This is a genomic window from Desulfosporosinus acididurans, from assembly GCF_001029285.1.
Classification (GTDB): Bacteria; Bacillota; Desulfitobacteriia; order Desulfitobacteriales; family Desulfitobacteriaceae; genus Desulfosporosinus; species Desulfosporosinus acididurans.
Map to the genome: position 1 here is coordinate 1 of NZ_LDZY01000016.1, position 13,947 is coordinate 13,947.

At 42.3% G+C, this 13,947-nt stretch carries 12 protein-coding genes and 4 pseudogenes; 14 read left to right on the plus strand and 2 right to left on the minus strand.

Going from position 1 to position 13,947, the window contains the following annotated elements; genetic code table 11:
- Positions 1-55: 55 nt before the first annotated feature.
- The 6 genes and pseudogenes from DEAC_RS18625 to DEAC_RS24320 all read left to right on the plus strand — a co-directional run.
- Positions 56-574, plus strand: a pseudogene (locus tag DEAC_RS18625) (DDE-type integrase/transposase/recombinase); the annotation flags it as partial.
- Positions 575-870: 296 nt separating this feature from the next.
- A complete protein-coding gene (locus DEAC_RS18630) occupies positions 871-1,851 on the plus strand; it encodes a cytidine/deoxycytidylate deaminase family protein (protein WP_200903163.1) in 981 nt (326 codons plus the stop codon).
- A gap of 779 nt (positions 1,852-2,630) precedes the next feature.
- Positions 2,631-3,077, plus strand: coding sequence for a MarR family winged helix-turn-helix transcriptional regulator (locus DEAC_RS18635; RefSeq protein ID WP_047811598.1), 447 nt, complete (start codon positions 2,631-2,633; stop codon positions 3,075-3,077).
- A 5-nt stretch (positions 3,078-3,082) separates the two neighbouring features.
- Positions 3,083-4,789 carry a GH3 auxin-responsive promoter family protein gene (locus DEAC_RS18640; protein ID WP_047811599.1) on the plus strand — a complete coding sequence of 569 codons (1,707 nt, stop codon included), beginning with the start codon at positions 3,083-3,085 and terminating at the stop codon, positions 4,787-4,789.
- Positions 4,779-5,954, plus strand: a complete 1,176-nt coding sequence (locus DEAC_RS18645; RefSeq protein WP_047811600.1) for an MFS transporter — start codon at positions 4,779-4,781, stop codon at positions 5,952-5,954. The genes DEAC_RS18640 and DEAC_RS18645 overlap by 11 nt, the downstream gene beginning before the upstream one ends.
- Positions 5,955-6,338: 384 nt before the next feature.
- Positions 6,339-6,629 (plus strand): annotated as a pseudogene (locus tag DEAC_RS24320) (DUF1904 family protein); the annotation flags it as partial.
- 57 nt (positions 6,630-6,686) lie between these two features.
- Here the strand turns inward: DEAC_RS24320 and DEAC_RS22960 are convergent.
- A pseudogene (locus DEAC_RS22960) lies at positions 6,687-6,860 on the minus strand (divalent metal cation transporter); the annotation flags it as partial.
- Between the two features lie 281 nt (positions 6,861-7,141).
- Between DEAC_RS22960 and DEAC_RS23770 the strand changes: the two are divergent.
- Entirely contained in the window at positions 7,142-7,336 is a 195-nt protein-coding gene (locus DEAC_RS23770; RefSeq protein WP_053006512.1) for a hypothetical protein, read from the plus strand.
- Positions 7,309-7,800, plus strand: a complete 492-nt coding sequence (locus tag DEAC_RS18660) for a helix-turn-helix domain-containing protein (RefSeq protein ID WP_083996308.1) — start codon at positions 7,309-7,311, stop codon at positions 7,798-7,800. Before DEAC_RS23770 ends, DEAC_RS18660 begins: the two co-directional genes overlap by 28 nt.
- Positions 7,801-7,923: 123 nt before the next feature.
- Here DEAC_RS18660 and DEAC_RS23370 read toward each other — a convergent pair whose 3' ends face one another.
- Positions 7,924-8,202 carry a hypothetical protein gene (locus tag DEAC_RS23370; protein ID WP_152671445.1) on the minus strand — a complete coding sequence of 93 codons (279 nt, stop codon included), beginning with the start codon at positions 8,200-8,202 and terminating at the stop codon, positions 7,924-7,926.
- Between the two features lie 207 nt (positions 8,203-8,409).
- On the opposite strand from DEAC_RS23370, the gene DEAC_RS18665 reads away from it, so the two are divergent.
- From DEAC_RS18665 to DEAC_RS18690, 6 genes and pseudogenes are all read left to right on the plus strand, one after another.
- Positions 8,410-10,128: a reverse transcriptase domain-containing protein gene (locus DEAC_RS18665; RefSeq protein WP_242847208.1), complete on the plus strand. Its 1,719-nt coding sequence runs from the start codon at positions 8,410-8,412 to the stop codon at positions 10,126-10,128.
- Positions 10,129-10,254: 126 nt separating this feature from the next.
- Positions 10,255-10,869, plus strand: a pseudogene (locus DEAC_RS18670) (transposase); the annotation flags it as partial.
- A 200-nt stretch (positions 10,870-11,069) separates the two neighbouring features.
- The gene (locus DEAC_RS18675; protein WP_083996312.1) at positions 11,070-11,501 is read left to right on the plus strand and encodes a YfiT family bacillithiol transferase; all 432 of its coding nucleotides are present in this window, start codon (positions 11,070-11,072) and stop codon (positions 11,499-11,501) included.
- A gap of 193 nt (positions 11,502-11,694) precedes the next feature.
- On the plus strand, positions 11,695-12,231 hold the full coding sequence (locus tag DEAC_RS18680; protein WP_427846281.1) for a GNAT family N-acetyltransferase: 537 nt from the start codon (positions 11,695-11,697) through the stop codon (positions 12,229-12,231).
- A gap of 240 nt (positions 12,232-12,471) precedes the next feature.
- A complete protein-coding gene (locus DEAC_RS18685; protein ID WP_047811602.1) occupies positions 12,472-12,990 on the plus strand; it encodes a GNAT family N-acetyltransferase in 519 nt (172 codons plus the stop codon).
- A 223-nt stretch (positions 12,991-13,213) separates the two neighbouring features.
- Complete coding sequence (locus tag DEAC_RS18690; RefSeq protein WP_047811603.1) at positions 13,214-13,795, plus strand: hypothetical protein; 582 nt, start codon at positions 13,214-13,216, stop codon at positions 13,793-13,795.
- Positions 13,796-13,947: the final 152 nt, after the last annotated feature.

Sequence of the window (13,947 nt, forward strand, 5' to 3'; positions counted from 1 at the left end):
AATTGTGGAAGCTTACCGATTTCGTGGTTACAATAAGGGAGCCCGCGGTATTTACATGCGGCTTCTTCATATGGCTCCTCCGGTGCACATGAACATTAAGAAAATCCGACGTTTGATGAACAAATATCGACTTTTCTGTCCTATTCGCAAAGCAAATCCGTACCGGAGAATGGCCAAAGCACTGAAAACCAACAATGTGGCTCCCAACCTACTGAACCGGGAATTTGAAACACACGGCCCCCGCGCTGTTCTGCTGACGGATATTACCTACATAATTAATGGAAAGGCGCCACGGTGCTATATGTCTACTATCATTGACGCCTGTACAAAAGAGTTGCTCGCTTGGGTACTGAGTGAATCTCTCGAAATTGATTTTGTTCTGGAAACTGTGAACCAGCTCGTCAAGAATTATGGTATCTCTTTGACAGCTGAGACCCTGATTAATTCGNATCAAGGGTCACACTACACAAGTATAAAGTTTATCCAACTGATAAAGGACAGTGAACTGAGGCAGTCTATGTCCCGAAAGGCAAATTGTTGGGATAACGCTCCGCAGGAATCCTTTTACGGTCACATGAAAGATGAAATTGACATTTCTCAATGCACAACATTTGAAGGAATTCACCAAGTGATCAATGTCCACTCCGATAACAATACTTCTTTCAGAAAGTTGCTTTAGTTTCTCGTTTTGTGTAAAATTCATTTGGGATGACCTCCGTTATTTTGATTGGATTCTGTTGGCCAACAGCCCTTTCAAATTGTAACGTGAGGTCTTCTTTTTGACAAAGCTCATTTTTTCCTACTACAGGAATGCTCCTCATATCCTCTCTTGAACAGATACAAGGATATAGGTTATGGTTTATGCCTGCAATGGATTTTGCAATACTATGGAATTTCCAATTGCAATACTATGGAATTTTTACTTGCAACTTTCGGTACTTTTATCTTACAACAAACAGTTTGGATATATCTGAAATAAGGAATCTTGACGATAAAGAATATCCAGAGAAGATTGAAGGCATTGAACAATTTGTCTCACAAAATATTGGAAAATGTATAGAATTATCTGATGTTCACCTATATAATCCTGCAAATGGGGTGAATAATTTTAACTTTCTAAAGGTTCAATTAGTAAGATATTTAAGTCTTATAATGCATCCTGGTTTAATTAGTCCAACACACCAGGAACGATGCATGCAAATAGCATATAACGCAAAATTGAATTCTGGATGTTTGTCTCGCCAAGTGGGAGTGGTTGTAACCGATGAGGACTATTCTGTAAAATCTATTGGTTGGAATAGTGTAGCAGAAGGACAAACCCCTTGTAATCTCCGCGATGTATTTTCACTTATTTCTAGAAATAATCTAGATGGATTTAGCAATTTTGAAACTAACGATGAAGACTTTTTCTCGTTTCTTATAACGACGTTGAAAAGTCAAAAAGTAACTGAAGATAGTTTAAACGGAAGAACTTTATCCTATTGCTTTAAAGATGCCTATAATGCCTCTGCGAAAAAAAATCAAGTTCATACTCGTGCTTTACATGCAGAAGAAAATGCGTTTTTACAAATTTCTAAATATGGTGGGTACAGCATAAAAGGTGGGTATCTATTTACAACCGCTAGCCCCTGTGAGCTCTGTGCAAAAAAGGCCTATCAACTAGGGATCAAAGTAATCTTTTTCATAGATCCTTACCCAGGAATTTCGAACAGCCATATACTTAAATGTGGAACTAATAGACCCGAATTGAACTTGTTTTATGGAGCTATTGGAAGAGCCTATCATCAATTTTATACACCGATTGTACCATTAAAGGACGAGTTAGAAATGGTTGCTAACTTAAAGTTTTGATAATTTAGACCAAATATACAATTTAATTGTTAAGAGATTCTTCTATGATGCCAGTAAATACCTAGAGTTTATTATCGTTAAGAAAATCATCCCTCACCGCCCCCCGCCAACTTCAAGAAGAAATAGCTTCCTTGATATAATGGCTAGCTTGTGGTCTTGTGCCAAGAACGTGTTCGAAGAACACAATGCTGTATCAGTGATGAAGGTAGGTCCTTCAAAACGGTTTATAGGAATTGGTTTCAAACAGCCGAAGACTACCCAACAGTGTTGCTCTATAGAATTATTCATCTTGGCTTTCTGCCTAAGCTGGCGGAGGCCTTTTTTGATGGGAAACTGTGATGTGTGGTGTGAATGGGGGAAAAGGTGGAGATAACATCAAAGTCTTACCTATCCTTATTATTTTATGTAAATATAGGAGCAAGCATCAGAGAGAACATTTTTAAGCAAAGTTACAGTGAATTGATTAATAGCTACTATATAAATGGCAAAACTGATTAATTGGTTTGACTTAGACGCAATATTCTAAGTGAATAGCTAGAAAGAGTTAGGGCCGGCTGGGGTGATTAAAGTTTACCTAGGTCGACTATTTTTTAACCTATTATGTATTTCGAAAGTTGATATAAGCCTAAAGGGGACAAATTGCTTTCCGTTTTATCGAGAAAAGTTACGAATTTATACTCAAATATTCCAACATGAGGTAATAAGTAAATGCACAAAACTTTATTGACAAAATAGTTTAGGTCAATTATTATTTACTTAATAAACAAGAAGGTGAATATATGAGTAATGATTCTAACACCATGATGGAAAATACCGATTATTTACTGCGGGTGGTTTGGTCCAAATACCAAGAGTACCTGATTCCTCCGAGCGGTGATTTATCAGTGCATCAGATCTTCTTTTTGCGGTTTCTGGAAAGAAGGCAAATCTGTACTCCCTCAGAAATTTCTCAGGAGTTTGGTATTACCCTTGGAGCGGTTACGGGCTTTGTGGATCGGCTTTATAAACTGGAATTGATTGCCCGTACCCGTAGTGAGGAAGATCGACGTTTGGTCTTGGTGAGTTTGACAGAAAAGGGAAAAAGCCTATTGGAAGAACTTGGCCAGCAAAGAGCTGATAAGACTAAACGGTTGCTAACAGCTCTAGGTGAAAATGAATCAAAACAACTAAATCAAGCTCTGGAAAGGTTGCAAACCGTTTTAACGAAGTTATTGTCTAAGGAGTGATAGGAATGGGAATCAAGAGGTTGGCGATTAGAGGTTCCTTTTCACTGATGACTCGTTATTATTTTCGGCAGTTTGTGAGACAAACCCGGCAAGCGGGGAAGCTCAATCGACAGGTTTTGCGGGAAGTCCTTCGAGCTAATGCCCAGACTGAATATGGTCTGGCCTATAAATTTGCTGGGATAAAGAACGAGGAAGAGTACAAACAGCTTGTGCCGCTGCAAGTCTATTCGGATTACGAGCCCTACCTGGAGAGGATGCTTCTAGGTCATGAGAATATACTCACCGCGGAACCGGTAAAATATTTCGGACTGAGTTCGGGTACCACAGGCAAACAAAAACACATCCCTACAACTGCTAAAACTCAGCGCAAAATGAATATGAGCATGATGTTTCTTCAACAAGGACTGCTGAATCAGGCGTTGCCGGCAGCTAAACGGGCAGACAAAGGTCTGCTGTTAATGAACATGGTACAAGGAGGAACGACACCCGCCGGAATCCCTACGGGTTCCGGGACTTCTGGAGGTGCCAATTCGATGCGTCGGATTTTTCCGTATTTCTGGACTTCACCGCTTGAGGTTTTGCAACTTTCTGATCAGCAGACAGCAACCTATTTGCATTTGTTATTTGCCTTAAAGGAACGCGGTCTTGCCTATATTGGCGCACCCTTTGCCTCTGGCATTGTCCAGCTGTTTGCTGTTCTGGAAGAACGCGGGCCGGAACTAGCTGAGGATATTACCAAAGGGAGAATTTCCCAAACGTTGGTCTTGGAGCCGGAAACCAGAGCGTGCTTAGAACAAGGCTTAAAGCCAGACCCACTCCGGGCAGAGGAAATACTCAGGGAATTGGCCAAGGGGGCTGCGGGCATAGCCTCCAGGCTCTGGCCCCAAATGGTATATCTTAGCTGTGTAACTAGCGGCTCTTTCAGCATTTATCTGGATAAACTGCATTTTTATTGTGGTGATCTGCCTATTTTTTCTGCCGTGTACGGAGCTACGGAGGCATTAATTGGTGTGGCTACCGAAGTTAATAAACCTTACTACGCTGTTACTCCAGGGGTTGCCTATTATGAATTTATTCCTATTGCTGAGGCCGATTTACCGCAACCACGAACCCTTAATCTTGATCAACTGGAAAAGGGCCAAAGCTACGAAATTGTAGTGACGAATTTTTCTGGTTTTTATCGTTACCGAATCGGAGATGTAGTAAAAGTTGTTGATTATTATTTCAACACCCCGTTGCTTGAATTTGGTTACCGCAAGGGACAATTGCTGAATTTGGCTGGTGAAAAGACCTCCGAACGGGCTGTCATCGCTGCGGTACAAGACGCAAGTTTAAGGTTAGGATTGCTGTTAGAGGATTTTACGGTGGTTCAGGATTTGGCAGGCTCTTTAGGAAGCTACCAGTTCTATTTAGAAGTTGCTGATGTTTCGGCAGCAACAGGGAAAGGTGTGAAAATAAGGCAGGCATTGGATGAATGCTTGGCGCAGGCCAACCCACGCTATCTGGCGGCCGTACAAGACAGACGTCTTGCTCCGCTAGGACTAAATCTGGTTGCCAAGGGGACATTTGGGAAAATCCGTAAAATGTTAGTTCAAAGGGGAGCATCAAACAACCAGGTAAAAGTACCTCGGATGGTCCGAGATGACGCTCTAATTAATACACTTAGGCACAATGTAGTTTGTGAAATAAGAGGGATATATCATGAAAGATAAGCAGACAAAACCTTTAGCTATTCTATTCGTGATTCAGTTCCTGGTGATGGTGGGATTTGGTATAGTCATTCCGGTTTTACCCTTTTTTGTGAGTAAGTTGGGGGGCACACCCATTACTCTCGGGGTATTCATGGCGGCCTATTCTATCATGCAGTTTTTCTTTGCTCCTTTTTGGGGGAGATTATCTGATCGTATTGGGCGTAGGCCTGTATTACTCATTGGTTTATGTGGTTATGGGTTCACCTATTTTTTGTTCGGCTTTGCCAGTAATCTTTGGGTGCTAATTTTTATCAGAGCCTTGTCCGGGATGATCTCCTCGGCTACCCTTCCAACGGCGATGGCTTATCTAACAGATATCACTGAAGAGGGACCGGAACGTTCCAAAGGTTTGGGCCTGCTCGGTGCTGCTATGGGATTGGGTATGATCTTTGGACCAGCCATAGGAGGCTGGCTTGGTCAATACGTCTTTACTGCGCCTTTCTTCGTAGCGGGTGGTTTGTCTTTGCTTGTAGTGCCTTTTGCCTGGTTCTTCTTAGAGGAAACCCTAGGCTCGCCAAGGCCAATGGCTCAGCGAGCCCGGTCTAAAATGACCCTGGAAGTAATTAAAGACCCGCTGTTCGTTCTCTTCTGCTTTAACTTTGTGATCACTTTTGCCATGTCGATGTTTGAGGCGACTTTTGCCTGGCTGGTTGCAGCTAAGGTAGGTTTTGGCCCAAAGGAGATTGGAATTGTATTTGGAGTAGCCGGGGTATGCGGGGTGATTATTCAAGGAGGCCTTATGGGTAGGTTAGTAAAGAAATTTGGTGAATCTACCCTGGTAGTCTCCGGCGCCTTTCTATGTGCTTTAGGGCTCATGTTAATAATGAGTTCGGCAACGGGATTAACCATAATACTTGCTACTGTAGTCTACATGGCTGGCACATCTCTAGCTGGACCCACAAGCTCGAGTCTCGTCACTAAGTATGCTACCGAGGGGCAGGGCGTGTCTTTAGGGCTATTCCAGTCTTTCGGAAGTTTAGGCAGAATGTTGGGTCCAATAGTTGGCGGTGCCCTATATGGCCTTTGGATTGGCCTGCCTTATGTCGGTGGGGCAGGGATATTAGTGTTAATCATAATAATGTATGGCAAGCGGATTTTAGGATACTCCGTGAAGCATTCCATTTAGGTGATTCGAAGTTAATTACTGCAAATCATTTTGCATAACTCACGACCCCACCGCCCTCCAGCTAACCTCAAAGACCCGTATAAAGCCTAGCCGCTGGTCATGTGGCGGGGAAAAGAAAATCCTAATAGCTAATGCTACGAGATGCTCTTACCTATCCAAAGGCGCTCACCGAACCGGAAAGCAGATGGCTGAGGGATGCGTCACATCGAGTCTTGCGTCCGGGGTTAAAGGAGCTGCCATTCTAGCCGGAGGGCGGTGGGGAGACGGGAAAAGATTATTTGTTGCAGATTCATATTAGGAGTCGCTTTCCCAAGTAAAATAGTGTGAGTCATATAGATTTAAATAATAAAATAAGTCTAGCAATTATTAAAAGGCGGTGTGAATATGCCATTTTTGAGGTTTAAGGGCTTCGAAAAAAGTATTGTAAAAAAAATATCTCCATTCATAATAGATGAATTTTCTAATATCGTTAGCATTCCAAGGGACATGGTAAAAATAGAACTTCTTCATGTTGAACAAGTAGCAAACTCTCCATTATCTGTGGAAATTTTTATGTTTCAACGACAGCAAAAAGAACATGACGCACTTGCTTCAATGATATATAAAAAGTTATATGAGTATGGCTATAAAAATCCTCATATCTTTTTTGTGATATTAACCCCTTCTCTTTACTATAAAGAAGGTAAGCCGTTGAATGAAATACCAAAAAATTTATTAGCTAACAAAACTTACAATGTTGAGGCCAACAAAACCTTTCATAATCGTTTGACCAGCAAACGTTCCAACGGCAGAGGAAGAAAGTCCGGAGGCCAAGAGAGCAATACCAAAGGCGCCGCTGGATAAGGAACCAAGTAACGGTGAGAGAGACTGATGAGCCCGCTCAATCGAATCAACAACCATTCCGTTCCCCCTGTGTTAGGATAGTTGACGTAGGAGTAATGAGAAAGTATCCTTGAAGGAACACAGGAGGGGAAAACGAAATGAGATATCCCAAAGAGTTGAAAAACTCTATTATTGCAAAGATGTTACCGCCAAACAATCAGTCTCTTAGTCAGATTCAACAAGAGACGGGTGTTCCGGAAGGGACATTGAAGTTGTGACGGAAGGAAATTCGGGGAAAGGGCCTTGCAGCCCCCGCTGGAGAACAACAAACTGAGCAATGGAGCACACGTGACAAGTTCCTTATTGTGGTTGAGACATCCACTCTCAGTGAAATTGAACTAGCCCTCGCACAACGGCGAGAAAAAGAAGTAGAAAAAGAGCTAAAACAAGTTAAAAAAGAACTTCAGAGAAAAGAGTCAGCCTTGGCTGAAACAGCAGCTCTGCTTGTACTAAGAAAAAAAGCCGATGCGATTTGGGGACTAAAGGACGAGGAAGTCTGACCAGCACTGCGAATCGCGACATAATTATTAAGCTGGTAGAAGAAGCCGTCACAAGCGGAGCATCCCAACAGAAGGCTTGTGAAGAAATTGGCATATCTGTTCGAACTCTACAACGTTGGTGTCAGGCCGGAGCCCCTAAAGCCGATCAACGACCCTTTTCAAAACATCCTGAACCAGCAAATAAACTCTCAGCAGACGAATGCGAGGAAATTCTAGACTTAGTCAACCAACCCGAATATCAAAGTCTACCGCCCAGCCAGATTGTCCCGATTCTTGCGGATCAGGGTATCTATATCGCCTCCGAATCAACCTTCTATCGGATCATGCGTCAAGCCGGTGAACAGAATCATCGGGGTCGCAGTAAGCCTCCCTCCAACAAGCCTAAATCCACTCATTGTGCTACTGAACCGAATCGTGTGTGGTCGTGGGATATTACGTATCGTGCGCCCATAACAGGGTGCTAAGAGAATCTGCGTTAGCACGCAGTAGACCAGTACTACAAAGGTCTATTGTCAACCAGCTTACTGAAAGGTGGAAACGCCAATCAGGAAAATAGCATGCTGGTAAAGCCGTAAGTCAGCCGATGGTTAGGCTGCGACTGAACGGGCAAGACAAAAGTTTTGAATGAGGATAAAAGCTATACTGCTTGAACGACAGCTCGAAGGGCCAAAGATGTATCGGCAGCGAAGCAACCATTGAAACGCTGCAAGGGATAGCGCCATGTCTTTATGATACGGAGATATGGCAGTACTACGTATCCCTCCTGCTTGAGTATTCATGAAAGAGCGAAAATCGTATCCGACATCAAGACAAGCTGTTCTCTTAGCACCTAAATGGGGATTGCCTAAAGCAAGCGTTCTTGCCATGGCAACGGAGCATTCGTAGTAGTCTGAGATGGGGAAAGCCCATTACATGGCGAAGGGAGGCAGTCTACCAAAGTTCAGAAACTATGGAGGATGCGAGAGGCATTGAGAAATCCAATAGCGATCATGAACAATCTCAAAAAGCATGCAAAAACCGAGAGCTATGAATACAAAAGGATCTACAGGAGCCTGTATAATGAAGAGCTCTTCTTGTTAGCGTACAACAAAATCTATGCAAAACCGGGCAACCTGACAAAAGGAGCCGACGGACAAACAATCGACGGAATAAGCCTTGAAAGAATTAATGACATAATAAACCAGCTTAGAAACGGAACCTATAAACCAAATCCAGCACGCCGGACGTATATTCTAAAAAAGAACGGAAAGAAACGCCCGCTGGGTATTCCTTCAATTGATGACAAGCTGGTGCAGGAAACAACAAGGATGATTCTTGAGAGCATATGGGAAGATACATTCCTTCATTGTTCCCACGGGTTTAGACCACAAAGAAGCTGTCATACGGCACTACAACAAATTCAAAGTACATTTAACGGGGTAAAATGGTTCGTCGAGGGTGACATTTCTGCTTATTTTGACACAATCGATCATAGCATCTTGGTAAGAATACTGCGTAAGCGAATAAAGGACGAACGATTTATTCAACTCATCTGGAAATTCCTTAAAGCAGGCTATCTGGAAGACATGCAATATCACGTCACTTACAGCGGCACTGCCCAGGGGTCGATCATCAGTCCAATTCTAGCCAATATATACTTGAATGAACTAGACAAACACATGATGGAAATTAAAAAGTCGTTCGATATGGGGAGCGCACGCAGGAGAAATTCTGAGCATCGAAAAGCAGAAGCTCAGAAATACCGTATTAGAAAGACGTACAATCCCACATGGATAACCTTAGATAGAGCAGAAAAGTCTAAAATCCGTAAACAAGTCAAAGCGCTAGAACAGACAATGGTCAATATTCCGTATGCGGATCCATTTGACACTCAATACCGAAGACTCTCCTATGTAAGATATGCTGACGACTTCCTGATAGGAATCATTGGAAGTAAAAACGATGCTCTACGAATAAAAGACAACATAGCAAAGTTCCTATCTGACCAATTGAGTTTGAAGCTATCAGCCGAAAAAACGCTCATAACACACTCGGCTAAACGAGCAAAATTTCTCAGCTTCGACATAACCGTCGCACGTAACAATAATCCCCGACGCAACTCGAAGGGAACCTTGACACGCACTCATAACTACTGCGTCAAGCTGCTTATACCTAAGGAGAGCTGGGTAAAAAAACTACATGCATACGAAGTAATCAAGATCCGACCTCAAACACTAAACGAACCAGAAAAATGGCACCCAATTGCCCGAAATAAAATCGCTAACAAAACGGACCTCGAAATCCTTCAACAATATAACCAAGAAGTTCGAGGGCTCTATAATTATTACAGAATAGCCAACAACGCTTCAGTTCTACATAAATTCAACTATTTTATGTACTACAGTCTGTTAAGGACACTCGCCAAAAAGTATAAGAAGTCAATGAAACAAATCAGAATCAAGTATGACATCGATGGCAAATTGGGTGTTCGGTACAAAGCAAAGAATGTAGAAAGAACCATGCTGTATTATCACGATGGATTCCGTAGAGACAAGTCTGTCAAGGTAAATTACGAAAATGATATTAAAATCGAATACAAATATCCCTTTGGCAGATATAGCCCGGCGTATAAACTTAAGCAAGGCATCTGTGAACTCTGCAAAGCGGTAAACGTCAGAATTTTGATCCATCATGTGCGTAAGTTAAACAGCCTCAGAGCAGATACACCGTGGAATATTCGCATGCTTGAACTAAAGCGGAAAACACTTCCTGTATGTGAGCATTGTTTCGGTCACATCATCCATGCTTCATGATAATTTAATGGTAGATGGAGAGCCGTATACCTTGAGAAAGGTAAGTGCGGTTCGGAGGAAAGTGTTCGGAAACCTGCTCATAGATGAACAAGGCGCCGAATGCTTATCCTACTGCCCGGACCTGCTAAAGGTCTCTACTTTTACTTATACCTTATCCTAGATATCTTTAGCCGTGACATTGTCGGTTGGGAAGTCTGGCTTGAAGAATCGGCAGAACATGCTAGTCAACTCATTCGGCGGGCAGTGATGGCCCAGAATATTACCCAAAAAGAAGGTCCCTTGGTACTCCATTCAGATAATGGAAGTCCGATGAAAGGGTCATCCATGCTGGAAACACTGTATCAATTGGGAATTACGCCTTCTAGGAGTCGTCCGAGGGTTAGCAATGACAATCCATATTCGGAGTCCATTTTTAGAACCTGCAAATACCGTCCAAGCTATCCCATCGGAGGATTCGCAACGCTCAATGAAGCAAGACTATGGGTCAAAGAATTCGTCCATTGGTATAACTACAATCATCACCATAGTGGTATTAAATTTCTAACGCCACACCAGCGTCACAGTGGCCAAGGTGAAGAAATACTTAAGAAGCGACACTTGCTCTATGAGGCTGCAAAGGCTCGACATCCGGAACGCTGGACACGACACACAAGGAACTGGACCTTACCCAACGAAGTATGGCTTAATCCAGAAAAGACCCAGATGGAAGATCATATTGAGTCCAAAACAGATGCGTCATAAGTCAATTTAATGAAGTAATGAGTTAAGTGTCAGGGTACCACGCGGGATACCGGAGGACCGAAGGGCCGAGGATATGCGCGCTGGTATCCCAGTGACACTAGCACACAAATAAGCTGAAGGACCGAAGGGACTTTTTGATCCGCAGATCACAAAAGTTCCTTCTGGCAAGCGCCGAGCGTCTCGTTACCTTCAAGTAGGTCATGATTAGTACATTTAGTCATTTAGTTATTTTGGTCAAATGCGACAACTATCTTGACAACCGCCGACCGGGAGGATGGACAATTCGGCAAGTTGTTCATCATATTGCAGATAGTCATATGAATGGTTACATCAGATTCAGACTCGCACTGACTGAGGATACGCCTACAATAAAACCGTATAACGAAGCCTTATGGGCAGAGCTTGAAGACGCTCGAACCTTGCCAGTCGAGGTTTCTTTGAAGCTTGTTGAAACTCTACATAAACGATGGTCTGTTCTACTAAGGTCGTTATCAAGCACTGAACTTAATCGTCAATTTCGCCATCCAGAGTCCGGAGACTTAAGTATTAAAAAGGCAATTGGATTATATGCTTGGCATGGTAATCATCATTTGGCACATATCACAAATTATAGAAAGAGTATAGGTCTATAAACGCCTTTGGTCGCTTTTGTATTATTCTGGAACCCCGTTAACCCAAAACCCCCTCGCCTCTTGCGCCCCTGCCCTCCGTCAACCCCCCGAACTCCTTCAATTCCGCAGGATGGATGTGGTTGCCCAGGTGGATATGGAGGAAGGTGTGGGCGCATCGTTGCAATGATAGATGACTACAGAAAATAGCAAGGAGTTGCATTCTTTGAAATTGAAAGAGATAAGTGAAGTTATCATTAGAAAGGCTACTAAATCGGATGCTAAGTCATTGATAGATTATCTTGATATAATTGGCGGAGAGTCCGATTTTTTAACTTTTGGACCGGGACAGTTTGGAAGGAGTGTTGAGCAGGAAGAAGAATTCATTCAGTCTGTTTTGACGAAAGAGAATGCCCTCTTTATTGTTGCTGAAGTTGAAGGAAAGCTTGTTGGAAATTTGAATTTTTCTGGTGGGCCTAGGCAAAGAAATGCTCATGTTGGAGAATTTGGAGTAAGTGTCCTCAGGGAATGTTGGGGGAACGGTATCGGTGAAAAACTAATACAATATTTGATTGCATGGAGTAAAGATTCAGGGATAATTAGGAAAATTAATTTAAGGGTTAGGAGCGACAATACACGAGGTATATGCCTTTACAAGAAACTAGGATTTAAAGAAGAAGGAATAGCAAAGAGAGATTTTTTAATTCATGATAGATTCTATGACTCTATAATTATGGGATTGCCAATTGATTAACATTTCGGATTCAGCGAATTCATTATATTACCCCAGCACCCCAGCTACCTTCAACCTCAAACGCCATCCTCCGCGATAACCACCATCTCCCAGCCAAACCCACCGAACTCCTTCAATCCCGCAGGATGGGATGTCCTTACCTCGTGGATAACCGAACAGGAAAGCTGGAGTGATGAGTCAAATGGAGTGGTGAATGAGGGGTAAAATCAGAAAAGACACAAATCGGAGGCTTATATTTATATGACAACGACTGTTGATTATCAGAACCATGTTATAGATTTTAAGATTATTACTGGCCTAGACAGACTTGAAGAAGTTAAACAACTTTTTTTAGAGTATTCTCAGTCGCTCGATATAGACCTTGCTTTCCAAGATTTTGAAACAGAATTTAAAACTTTACCGGGAAAGTATGCACCACCTGACGGGGCTTTAATATTAGCCTTAGTTGACGGTAGAGAAGCAGGGTGCATTGCCTTTCGCAAGATTTCTGAAGGCATATGCGAAATGAAAAGGTTATATGTTAGGGATGAGTATAGATGCCTAGGTATAGGCAAAAAACTTATAACTATAATGCTTGAAGAAGCTAAAAAAATTGGGTATCAATATGTTAGGCTTGATACGCTTCCAACAATGAAAATGGCACAAGCTTTATATATGAAATTCGGGTTTTATGATATTGAGCCTTATGTTTATAACCCAATTAAAGGGACGAGATTTATGGAATTAAAACTAAGGGCCTACTTTGATTATATTGGCTGATACCCAATCCACTCCGCCGACCTACGTCCATTGCTACCCTCACCCCCAAATACCCATAAACCTCAGCCCCCAGTCAAACTACCGAACTCCTTCGATCCCGCAGGATGGGAATGTGGTTGCCTGGTGGATATCGGGAGTGTGAGTTGGATAGCGTCGCTGAGTCCGAGAATGGGTCCCTTATATAGAGAGAGCGGTTGAGTTGAGACGGAGGAATTAAGTAAAAATGAAGAAAGCTTATGCCAAAATTGTTATAGTCATTGTTATTTTGATAGTCGCAGTTTGGTATTGCTATTTTGGCGGTTATAGATTTACTCCTTTGGAGGCAGCACATTTTGATATTGGCGAGAACTCAGTACCTTTTGGAAATGTTGATTTCGGCTGGGGGAAAGTAATCCTATTCAATACGCCAAATGGTCCACGGACTGTATTGGCAATTAGAAGCGGTTTTTTATGGAGAGCGCCAGATGTTTGCACACTTGATAAAGTATCTTCAGATAAGATTAACACAGTTGGTTGGATGAGTTATAATAGCAGCAAAAATCAGGCTACAGTATTAGCGGTGCAAACATCTGATCCTAATGTTGCATTCATTAAAATGGGTTCAGCTAATGAACAAGAGAAAAAAGTAGTAAAAACGGGAACGCCAGTAATCTTTTCTTGGAATAAGCTAATCCAGTACTATGATTTAAAACCCACAGCACTTTCAAAAGATGGTACTCCTCTATATGAATATAGGTATCCGAAGAATACAAATGTTATTAGTAGTAATGATCTAAAATGGTATCCGGTAAATGGGGATAAATAAGACTTTTAGATAAGTCTGAATTCTTTTTTCTATACAAGATCCAATCTCTAAACCTCTCCCTCGGCTAACCCCCAATCCCAAATCCCAGCCTCTCTATAAAACCCCAGACCCCCGTCAACCCACCGAACCCCTTCAATCCCGCAGGATGTGGT